Consider the following 11015-nt stretch of genomic DNA (forward strand, 5'->3'; position numbering starts at 1 on the left):
GTCGATCAAGCCTTTAATGGCTTACAAGAAATTCAGTTAAAAGGATTATCAGATAATCTTTTCTCTCGGATCACTGTCACGAAAGGGAAATTAATCGTTCGTACGCGAGGAGGGAAACCACATTCTTATTTTGATAATAATTATGCGACTATCCATGTGACAAGAGGAGAGAGCAATGTCTTTTCAAAAGAATATAATGGAAATGTCTCATATCCTGCCCAAACGGAAGAAGTGGATCTACAAAACGGGGATGTTGTCACCATCACGAAACAAGAAGCGAACCAAACTCGTTTTGTTGTCAATCACCCAGAATTAAAACCAAATAATAATGGCGATTATACTTATTTAGTGCAAGATGGTTTATTCGTCGATCAATCGGTAGCTGCTACAGTTGCTAAGACAGCTGTCAATAAACTTTTTGATGGTGAGGAACCAAAAGAATCCAATACCCAAGAGCAAATCAATGATGCGAAAGAAAAAGTAAATGTATTACTTGATTCAAGTTTGAAACAACAATTATTAGCAAAAATTGAGCAAGCTCAGAAGCTTTTTGATTCGTTAGTTGGCTCACTAAGTGTACAAGAATACCAACTTTTAGGTAGTGATCGCTACATTCGCGGAACATTTACCGGAAATATTGACTATTTAAAATTAGAAGTCAATGGCATAACTTATGCCAAATCAACAGTCAAAGGTGAAAGCTTCCAATATTATGCAGTTGATAAAATCAAGAGTCCAAACGATCAAGTCTTTTTGATTGGTTACAATAAAGATAATCGTCAAGTAGATCGTCAGCAAGTCAATGTCTTGCCAGTTCAAGGCGCACTTTCTGAAGTATCCTTTACTCTAAATAGTGCTGATCGCTATATCGAAGGTACTTATACCGGCAATGTAGACCATGTCCGTTTAGAAGTCAATGGTGAATTAAAAGCCAAAGCAGGAGTTTCAGGTAATAAAATCCGTTATTATGCAGTCGATAAAATCAAAAAAATCGCTGATCAAGTTACCCTGATCGCCTATGATAAAAATGGGAATGAATTAGACCGCAAAGGAGTCACAATCCACAATGCATTAGTAGGAACAATTCAGACAGATCCATACGTGTTAGGAAATAGTGACCGCTATATTCACGGAACCTATACAGGTGATGTGGATCATGTTCGTTTAGAAGTTAATGGCGAATTAAAGGCAAAAGCCGGCGTTTCAGGTAATAAATTCCGCTATTATGCGGTTGATAAGATAGATAATATGAACGATAAGGTCAATATTATTGCGTATGATGCCAAAGGAAATATATTAGATAAACAACCAGTAACTATCGAAACGGCAAGAAAAGGTACGATTACACCAAATGAATATAAATTAGGTAACGGTGATAACTATCTAAGAGGTGAATATACAGGAGAAGTTCATGCCCTTCGATTAGAAGTGAATGGCAAACTCTTTGCGCGTTCAGTCCCAGGAAATAGTCCGTTTAAATATTATGCAGTCGATAAGATTAAAAACTTAACGGATGAAGTCTATTTGATCGCCTATGACAATGCAGATATTGAAATTGCTCGTGAGAAAATAAACGTAGTCAAAGAACAGACGATTCATACAACAGAACGACCAGCAGGAACACTAAATGCAGGTATTAATATGGGGAATGGGCACGACCGGCAAGACCTTGGCATTCAGCTTGAACAAGGTTCAAAAATAAAAATCAAGCAAGTAAATCCAAATTATACTGAGAACATGAATCTACGTTTATTAGCAAATGGTTCAAATAAAGAATCTTCCATCTCATTTGGCAAAAATGAAGTGACACTAGAGGCGAAAGATCTCACAGTACCATTTGTTTATACGCCTTATCATGCAACAAATATGGAAAAACCAGTCATCCAAGTAACAGTTGAAGGAACATATCGTAAATTACCTGTATTTGATCTCACTACAGAACAAAGTGAATTTAATCAAACATGGGCGCTTACTAATGGTTATGCGTTAGTGAAAGGACATCGATTCCAGACATTATTCCCAGAGGAGAATAAAACGGAAGCAACCAATAGTAATTTGCGTTCAGTTGTTCAAATGTACGACAATGATATTTTAGGAAAATATGACGAATGGATTGGTCTTTCACCAGATGCAAGTAACCCAATCCACAAATCCTCTCCAAGAAGATATTTCTTTAAAGCAGATGCTAATGGAGTAGGCGCACTCTATTACGGAGGGGCTTGGGCAGCAAACACAAGTTCTTCAGCGGCTCCTTGGTTGGGTGACGGCTGGGGCGCTTTACATGAGATTGGTCATGGTTATCAAGGTCATTTCATGAGTAAAGGAATGAATTCTGGTGAAGTATGGAACAATATTTATGGTGTTTTCTATCAATACGAAAAACTTGGAAAAGAAGAAGCAGATAGAATAGGCTGGCTGTATGGCAAAAATAAGCAAAACTTAGAACAACAAATGTTAAATGCTATTCTTCAAGAAAACCCAAGTTATCAAAGTTTGGATGTTAGAAAAGAACTATTAATTTTGTCTAATATCATCGATAAGGCTGGAAATGAAGGCTTTAAAAACTTCTACGTGAAATACAGAGAATTGGCAAGTCAACCCGGATTTAATGCGAACAATTATCCATTGCCTGATTTATTAGTTAATTATTTAGGTGAAACGAAGAAATATGATTTTTCTCATGTATTGAATGCTTGGGGATTGACTGTTAAAGAAGAGACCAAACAACAAGTCAAAGAACAAAAGTATACACCTGTGGCACATTTAGCTCAAGTCGTGCCAACTGACAAACTATCTGAAGCAATTGAACAATATACTCAAGAAAATCGTTTAAGCTCCGTGCTATCTCTGGTAACAAATGATGAGTTAAAAGCAATGAATTTAACTAGTGATGTCACATTGAATTTCACAGACGAAGAACTATTTGACGGCGTGAAATTAAGAATCATGGATGGCGATACGTTGTATCGAGAAGTGACCTTGAACCAAGGTGAAGTGACACTAGAAAATATCCCGAATGGTGTTTACTCACTGGAATTACAAACAGATACTGGCTATCTGAAAAAACCATATATGTTTGTCAAAGAAGATGGAATGATAAATATTTCTTTAACCAGTTATTTGAAAGAAGCTACGGAAGCTGTCGTTGATTTATTCCAAGAAGAGAATGAAACAGCTATAAAACCAACAATTATGCAAAAAAATATTGATGACGCCAAAGCACTGGTTACCGCTTTACCAGAAACCCAAGCCAAGCAGCAATTACTAGTAAAAGTGGAAGACGCGTATCAAAAATTACAAGAATTTACCTTTAGAGGGCTTGGCGATTGGACGTTTGCTACTTTAAACATAGCAGATGGGGTTGCAACAATTCGAACAAATAACGGCACACCTCACTCTTATTTCAGTGATCGCTATGCAAGTATTTCAATTGTCCGTGACGATCAAACAATTTTTGAGAAAGAATATATCGGAAATCAAAGCTATCCTAAAGCAGAAGATACGGTTGAATTGCAAGAAGGAGATATTGTCACAGTCACTCATCGAGAAGCGAATAATACACGTTTAGCGGTGAACCATGCAGACTTAAAACATAACACGAACGGTAATTACCAATATACGGTAACAAATGGTCTCCTCGTATTAAATCGTTAGTCTTAATTGTTTAAAAGAAAAATTTTCTGATAACAACCATGAAGTTTAAGAACTTCTTTCGATAAATAAAGGGAGTAAAGTGCCTTTTATAATGTCGAAAGAAGTTCTTATATGAATATGAAGAATTTATACTAAAAAAACCAACAAAGCAATTAATGAATGATTGCTTCGCTGGGTAAAGTGATATTGTTTATTGACAGACTACAAGTATGACACATTTAATTATTTAATTTTGACTCTTCGTTTAAGTACATACTGATCTTTTTCATCAAATGCTACCATGTAAACTTTTGAATGTTTATTTTTTATTTTATCAATGGCATAGTAATTAAATGCTGTTTTATCTGTAAATTCTAAGGTAGAGCCACGTTTTATCTCACCATCGACTTCTAAACGAATCGTTTTGATATTTCCGAGTAGTTCTCCAGTAATATGCGTGTCTTTACCTAAAGTATATTCCTTCATTTTGATATTTCTTTTGTAAGCCATTACTACTCCTCCAATAATCAGTTTTCCTGTAGTTTATCAGATAAACAGCAATGACTTTATTTTCATTTTATTGATTTAACAAAAAATGAATAATCCGAAAAGCAAAAGATCTCTATTATTAACTAATGTAAATCACTAATTTGTAGTTTTTTGAAACCAAAGTTGAGGTGATTATTAGAGAATTTTCAATGGTTTTCTTTTTAAAATAAAAGTCAATTAATGGGAGGATTTCATATGAAAAATAGATCTTTGAAAAAGCTGATTATTACAGGAACAGTCATCTTTTCATCAATGTGGTCATTGACGACTCATGCTGCAGACTATACGGATACTGATGGCGTTATTCGAAGCTATGACACAACGAAATTGGTCAACTCTGTGAATGAAAATGAAAAAGCAGTCCTAAATGAGTTAAGTGAAGTAGTAAAGTTAAATGGGAAATCTTTTTCATTTACGGCTAGTGAGTTAAATGCTGCAGAAAATTATTTTAAAACAGTTGAAATTGAACAAGCAACTGCCAAAAAGGCCATAAATGAAATAAAAAAAGCAAAAAAATTATTTAGTCAACAAACAGATGTAGATGTGTCAAATACCACAACAGTGCATAGTGCCGTAAGAAAAATGAAGAAAAATGTAATAAAACAATTAATGAATCATGTTATAAAAACAGGTGATTTGCTCGGCTTAACAGTTGTTTTTGACGATGCAGGTAAAGCATATTTAACACGTAACAAAGAAGCTAATATTACTGTTACAGATAAAAAAGGGAATATTGTTTATCAATCAGGTTCACCAGTTAAACAAACAGGAACAGATTTATCCAACGTTGTTTTAGCAAGTTCCACAAGTGTTGTACTTTTAGGAGTTGTAGGCTTTCTTCTTAAAAAGAAAAGGGAAAAATAATCTATGAAGTATCTAATTCAACTAATCATAAATTTTCTAGTTTCGCTAGCTTTTTGCTTTTTATTTTTAGGAACCATTCTGATTGCAGGGAAGTATTTACAGTTAGATGATATGATAAATTCTATAAAAGTCTTTTTTCTAGATACAAAGCAAACAGCAAAAATTGACACCAAAACACTTGCTGCTTCTGCTTACTCTAAGCAAAAAGAAGGAATGATTTATTCAGTCTATCTGTCCTATCCTAAATTTGGAGAACAATATGGTCGTATTGACATTCCCGCTTTAAATGTAACGAGTCCCTTGTATTGGGGCGATAGTGACGAAATATTAGCTAAAGGTATGGGGCAGTACAGTGGTAGTAAGTTGCCAGGCGAAGAAGGGTATGCATTAATTGGTGGACATACGATTCCTTATTTTTTAAATGTCAATAATCTGGTGATAGGAGATACTATCAACATTAATACAACATATGGCCAGTATACTTTTCTTATAAAAAAAATAAAAATCGCTAAAAAAAATGATAAAGAAATCCTTGATATGTTAGCCACTCAAACTTCAGGGATTATCTTATACACCTGTGATCGCCAAGAAGGAATCTCTTTAACTGACAAAAGACATTATCTTATTGCGGAAAAAGCTTCAGGACCATTAATAACATAGGAGGATACCCAAATAATTGAAAAGTAATACTTTCATAAAGCTACTCTTGAGTTTTATTTTATTTGTTTGGTTGGCTTTAGGAAGCTTCAGCTTGATTTTGCATAAAATAGTAACTGCTAACTACCAAACTAACCTGAATCAAGAAACTTTTATAAAAGAATTGAACAGTTCGGTCCAAAATTATAGTTTAGGTGCGAATTTGCCTAAAAGTGTCTTAGATTCTATTATTACAGAATCCGAGATCAAAGTTGGTCCTAAAAACATGGACTATCCAGCAATAAAAAAAAGAATCGTAGAAAAAATCAATCAATATAAAATGGAGAATAGCACCCCTGAAGAGACAGAAAGAGACAAAGAAAATGTCAATAAAGTGGCAGATGAAATCATTAATAAAATAAAAGGTGAGATAAATACTAGTTTTCTTTTTTTAAACCAAACAATTGAGATGATTATACCAATTACAACTACCTTCATCATCATCATGTTGATGAATGCAACGATTACGATTCTATTATTCCTTATTTTATTTAAGAAGGCGATATTTACCTATTTAGGTTACTCACTTTGGAGTACAGGAATATTATTAGCCAGCGTATCAATTATTTTAGGGCTAATTCCATTTAATCAGTTAGCACTTTCAAGTAAGACAAATATAGCTGTACTTACCGACATAGCCGGCTATGCCTTAACTTTAGCCTTGACGGGCTGCATGATTTATTTATGTTTAGGGAGCATACTGAGTTATTTTGGAAATAGAAATAAAGCGGAGCAAGAGCGACTCAATGAAAACAGGGTATAAAAAGGTATTTCTAACATTTAGCAAGTGCCCCATTCTATTTGAATTGATGCTTAGTTTTCCTTTATTTTTTATTTCATAGACATTGTAGGTGAGGCAGGAACAGAGGCATTTAACTCCAGGGAATTAGAAAGAGTTGCTTCTGATCCCGCCCGTTTATATGTATTTAGAAAGTGATACAAAAGTGTTTTTTACTTTTGTATCACAGTCCATATTTTCAAATAAAAAAGGAGCATATTTTGAGAAGATTCCTGTTAATCATAAGCTTTTTATTGATGTTTTTTTTTACCATAGAAGGCAAAACAGAAGTATATGCTAGTAGTATAGAGAGTACAACAACGACGACTACAACAGCAGAATTAAGCCCAAAAACCAAGTTGTCACGTTTAATTTATAAAAGTAGATTTCTAAAAAAAGAAAAATATACAGAAACATCTTGGCAAGCTTTTTCTACTAAATTAAATGTAGCGGAGAAAGTGTTTGTCAATAGTCAATCCACCAACCAAGATTATGAAAAAACATACTCCGATTTGAAGTTGGCAAAAGAACAGCTTAAATCCAAGAGGAAAGATCTTTTATCTAAGGTAGTCATATGGGAGGCAGGGGGATCTATCTTAGTGTTCTTACCTTTTATACTATATGGAATCACCCAATATAAAGCAAAAACTAAGTTTTAAAGGTCAGGAGACTAACTTCTAAAACTTAGTTTTTATGATTTATTCGTAATTTTCAAGTTTCAATTGATAAATTTTTGAAGGACGACCAATGCCTACAGGACGTTCGCCAACTTCATTGAAGTATTGCAGCATCGCTTTTTTGAAATTTGAATGATCAATCATTTTAAAATCGATCCCTAAAAATTTGGCAAATACTTTTCGGGCTTCTGTGATCGTAAAATCTTTACCTAATACTTGTAAGACTTGTGGTTCATGTTCCATTTTATTTGTCACTCGATTAAATGCTTTCGTAATGATCTCACTATGGTCAAATGCTAAAGTATCTTTGCCAGAAGATTCACTTGTTAGTAGATCTAAAGAAATAGCGACTTCATCACTCGTTAGATGGATTTTGTTTCCTTGGCGTGTCAAGGTAAACCATCGAACTTCTTCTGCATCGTCACCAGCGATCAACGGTTCTTCACCAATAAAAGCCAAGTAACTGACAGTCACGACCCAGCCTCGAGGGTCTCGATTCGGTGTGCTGAAGGTGTGTAGTTGCTCAATATTTTCCTGAGAAATCACGACACCTGTTTCCTCTTTGGTTTCACGTAAGACACTTTCACCAGTGGATTCATTCTTTTGGACAAAACCACCTGGTAAAGCCCATGAATTTCGGTAGGGATGCCCTTTTCTTTGAATCAGTAAAATTTTTAACTGGTCTTCTTCCTTGTTGTAACACATCAACACGATATCAACAGTCAAAGAAGGTTTGTCATATTCTGGGCGTTCTTGCTTTTGATACCAGTCAAGAAAATCAGCTTCACTTGCTTCATGTTCATAATATAACTTTTCCTCTTCTTTAGAAGCAAATTGTTTCATCTTTTAACCTCCTGATGACGTTCTTGTTTAAATAAACTTTTATCTTATTTTAGCAGACTCCAAAAAAAAACCAAAGCTTTCCTTGGAGAAAGACTTCTATACTTAGATAGGGAATAAAAACGGTAGGAGTAAATTGAACAAGAAGAAAAGTAAATAGATCAGTAACAGTTTTCTATTTTCTTCACGAAGTGTTACATACCCACAAAAAATGATATAAAAATTGAGAACAAAACGAAAAACTTGGGTAAATAAAAGAAACTGATTCAAGCTTCCTTGGAGGTTAAAATAACCATATAATCGTATATAAAAATAGCTGAACAGCCAGTGTAACACTGAAAGCAGTGCAATACTGATTGTAAAATAAAGATGTTTTTTTTTCATAAAATTTCAGCCTTTCTTGGACAATGGACTGTCTATTAGTTGTAAACATAAACAACCGAGTTCAGATCCACTTGCTCTTGGATTATTATAAGAACGTTTATTTAGAAGGAAGAACGATTTATTCTTCCTATAAGCAGCTACTAAGTCGAAGCCATGTTTCATCAAAATAAAACAACAGAACAACTACAAGGTTTCGTGACATTGTGAGAGATAACCTACATGTAAACATGCTGCTTACTAAAAATGAAACTTACTGATTCCTAGGTTTCTTCTCACACACTATTAATTATTATAGCATGTTTTACTAGGAAAATAATAAAGGGGAAAGGCATTTGTTAGAGGGTAGCGAAAAAATCGTCGCAGTCTTTTTGATTTATGGTATACTAGCAAGGAAATGAATTCGCATCATGCGATAAAGGAGGAAGAGCCCCATGGCAGAAAAGGAAACTTTTTATATTACGACGCCAATCTATTATCCAAGTGGCAAACTGCATATTGGTAATTCGTATACAACGATTGCCTGTGATGCAGTTGCACGTTATAAGCGATTGATGGGCTTTGATGTGTTTTATCTAACTGGGGTGGATGAACACGGTCAAAAAATAGAAAAAAAAGCAGCAGAATTAGGTGTTGAACCGCAGGCCTATGTCGATAAGATGGCTGCGGATGTGAAAAAACTTTGGAAAACGCTGGATATCAGTTATGACAAATTCATTCGAACAACGGATGATTATCATAAAGCGGCTGTTCAAAAAATCTTTGATCGTCTAGTTGAACAAGGGGATATTTATCTTGGCGAATATGAAGGCTGGTATTCTGTTTCGGATGAAGAATTTTTCACTGAAACACAATTAGCAGAAGTTTATAAAGACGAAGAAGGAAATGTAATCGGTGGGAAAGCTCCGAGTGGGCATGAAGTCGAATTAGTCAAAGAAGAATCTTATTTCTTTCGTATGAGCAAATATGCTGATCGTCTTTTAGAATATTACCAAGAACATCCTGAATTTATCCAACCAGAATCTCGTAAGAAAGAAATGATCAATAACTTTATCAAACCAGGATTAGAAGATCTTGCTGTTTCCAGAACGACATTTAGTTGGGGAATCCCTGTGAAAGACGACCCTAAACATGTCGTTTATGTTTGGATCGATGCGTTATCTAACTATATAACTGCATTAGGTTACGGCTCTGATGATGATAGCCTATTCCAAAAATATTGGCCGGCAGATGTCCATATGGTTGGAAAAGAAATTGTCCGTTTCCATACGATCTATTGGCCGATCATGTTGATGGCATTAGATTTACCGTTACCGAAAAAAGTCTTTGGTCACGGTTGGTTGTTGATGAAAGACGGAAAAATGTCTAAGTCAAAAGGAAACGTGGTTTATCCAGAGATGCTAGTTGAACGTTATGGTCTCGATGCGCTGCGTTACTATTTACTTCGTGCTGTTCCATTTGGTTCAGATGGCGTATTTACACCAGAAGAGTTTGTTTCTCGGGTCAACTATGACTTGGCGAACGATCTTGGAAACCTATTGAATCGTACCGTTGCAATGATTAATAAATATTGTGATGGGATCGTTCCTGACTATGCTTCTTTAGTGACGCCTTTTGATAGTGAATTATCAACAACAGCTGCAAATGTCGTTGGACGATATCATGATGCGATGGAAAAAATGGAGTTCAATACGGCATTAGCTGAAATTTGGGTCTTGATTTCTCGTGCGAATAAATATATTGATGAAACAGAGCCATGGGTTTTAGTCAAAGACGAGGACAAGAAAAAAGAATTAGCGAGTGTAATGATCCATCTAGCAGAATCATTACGGATCACTGCGATCTTATTGCAACCGATCATGACAGAAACGCCAATTAAAATCTTTAATCAATTAGGACTAGACCCAGAAACGATGAATCTTCAAGGCTTGCACTTTGGCGAATTTCCTTCTGGAACAAAAGTGGTTGCTAAAGGTACGCCAATTTTCCCACGGTTGGACATGGAAGAAGAAATCAGCTATATCCAAGCGAAAATGTCTGAAGGAACACAAACGAATGAAGAATCAGTGAAATGGGACCCAGAAGAAACTGAGCTTGTTTCAACTAAAGACAAACAAATCAAATTTGATGTATTTGAAAAAGTGGAATTAAAAGTAGCTGAAGTCATCAACTGTCAAAAAGTTGAAGGAGCAGATAAGCTATTGCAATTTCGTTTAGATGCGGGAGATAACCAAGACCGCCAAATTTTATCAGGTATCGCTGAATTTTATCCTGATCCAAGTGAATTGATCGGCAAAAAACTAGTAATCGTAGCGAATTTGAAACCACGTAAGATGCGTGGACAAATCAGTCAAGGGATGATTCTTTCTGCAGAAGCACCAGATGGCACGTTACAAGTAGTCGAAGCACCAAAATCAATGCCAAATGGTTCAGAAATTGGGTAAGATGAACAGCCATATGTTTTAGGCGAAGAATCAGTAAGCGTGAATGGTGAGCCAATCATCATAAAATAGTAGTGTAGTCAAATGATGTTGGTAAAGAATAATCTTAGAATATTTTGGACAGAAAGAAGAAATACTTCTTTCTGTCTTTTTTAT

General features: G+C 35.1%; 9 protein-coding genes. 6 read left to right on the forward strand and 3 right to left on the reverse strand.

Going from position 1 to position 11015, the window contains the following annotated elements:
* Window positions 1-3654, forward strand: a 3654-nt coding sequence (locus tag AB3I12_RS13065) for an immunoglobulin-like domain-containing protein (RefSeq protein ID WP_368015665.1), incomplete at its 5' end; no start/stop codon positions are given.
* 222 nt (window positions 3655-3876) lie between these two features.
* Here AB3I12_RS13065 and AB3I12_RS13070 read toward each other — a convergent pair.
* Window positions 3877-4143: an immunoglobulin-like domain-containing protein gene (locus tag AB3I12_RS13070; RefSeq protein ID WP_063627475.1), complete on the reverse strand. Its 267-nt coding sequence runs from the start codon at window positions 4141-4143 to the stop codon at window positions 3877-3879.
* Window positions 4144-4377: 234 nt separating this feature from the next.
* Here AB3I12_RS13070 and AB3I12_RS13075 point away from each other — a divergent pair, with 234 nt between their 5' ends.
* The 4 genes from AB3I12_RS13075 to AB3I12_RS13090 all read left to right on the forward strand — a co-directional run bounded on the left by AB3I12_RS13075 (window position 4378) and on the right by AB3I12_RS13090 (window position 7179).
* On the forward strand, window positions 4378-5046 hold the full coding sequence (locus AB3I12_RS13075) for a hypothetical protein (RefSeq protein ID WP_063627474.1): 669 nt from the start codon (window positions 4378-4380) through the stop codon (window positions 5044-5046).
* A gap of 3 nt (window positions 5047-5049) precedes the next feature.
* Window positions 5050-5706, forward strand: coding sequence for a class D sortase (locus tag AB3I12_RS13080; protein WP_063627473.1), 657 nt, complete (start codon window positions 5050-5052; stop codon window positions 5704-5706).
* Between the two features lie 16 nt (window positions 5707-5722).
* Window positions 5723-6505 carry a hypothetical protein gene (locus AB3I12_RS13085; RefSeq protein WP_063627472.1) on the forward strand — a complete coding sequence of 261 codons (783 nt, stop codon included), beginning with the start codon at window positions 5723-5725 and terminating at the stop codon, window positions 6503-6505.
* Between the two features lie 236 nt (window positions 6506-6741).
* Window positions 6742-7179: a hypothetical protein gene (locus AB3I12_RS13090; RefSeq protein WP_063627471.1), complete on the forward strand. Its 438-nt coding sequence runs from the start codon at window positions 6742-6744 to the stop codon at window positions 7177-7179.
* Window positions 7180-7218: 39 nt separating this feature from the next.
* On the opposite strand, the gene AB3I12_RS13095 is transcribed toward AB3I12_RS13090, so the two are convergent.
* Both AB3I12_RS13095 and AB3I12_RS13100 read right to left on the reverse strand, forming a co-directional pair.
* Window positions 7219-8040 carry an NUDIX hydrolase gene (locus tag AB3I12_RS13095; protein WP_063627470.1) on the reverse strand — a complete coding sequence of 274 codons (822 nt, stop codon included), beginning with the start codon at window positions 8038-8040 and terminating at the stop codon, window positions 7219-7221.
* Window positions 8041-8142: 102 nt separating this feature from the next.
* Window positions 8143-8421, reverse strand: a complete 279-nt coding sequence (locus AB3I12_RS13100; RefSeq protein WP_081248834.1) for a hypothetical protein — start codon at window positions 8419-8421, stop codon at window positions 8143-8145.
* Window positions 8422-8852: 431 nt separating this feature from the next.
* On the opposite strand from AB3I12_RS13100, the gene metG reads away from it, so the two are divergent.
* A complete protein-coding gene (gene metG / locus AB3I12_RS13105) occupies window positions 8853-10862 on the forward strand; it encodes a methionine--tRNA ligase (protein WP_063627469.1) in 2010 nt (669 codons plus the stop codon).
* Window positions 10863-11015 lie beyond the last annotated feature (153 nt).

The organism is Enterococcus sp. C65 (assembly GCF_040887165.1).
GTDB classification, from domain to species: Bacteria; Bacillota; Bacilli; order Lactobacillales; family Enterococcaceae; genus Enterococcus_B; species Enterococcus_B hirae.

Bases quoted from the DNA above. Each gene is read 5' to 3' on its own strand.
- AB3I12_RS13075 (WP_063627474.1), top strand. From the start codon at position 4,378: ATGAAAAATAGATCTTTGAAAAAGCTGATTATTACAGGAACAGTCATC.
- AB3I12_RS13100 (WP_081248834.1), bottom strand. From the start codon at position 8,421: ATGAAAAAAAAACATCTTTATTTTACAATCAGTATTGCACTGCTTTCA.
- AB3I12_RS13080 (WP_063627473.1), top strand. From the start codon at position 5,050: ATGAAGTATCTAATTCAACTAATCATAAATTTTCTAGTTTCGCTAGCT.
- AB3I12_RS13070 (WP_063627475.1), bottom strand. From the start codon at position 4,143: ATGGCTTACAAAAGAAATATCAAAATGAAGGAATATACTTTAGGTAAA.
- metG (WP_063627469.1), top strand. From the start codon at position 8,853: ATGGCAGAAAAGGAAACTTTTTATATTACGACGCCAATCTATTATCCA.
- AB3I12_RS13095 (WP_063627470.1), bottom strand. From the start codon at position 8,040: ATGAAACAATTTGCTTCTAAAGAAGAGGAAAAGTTATATTATGAACAT.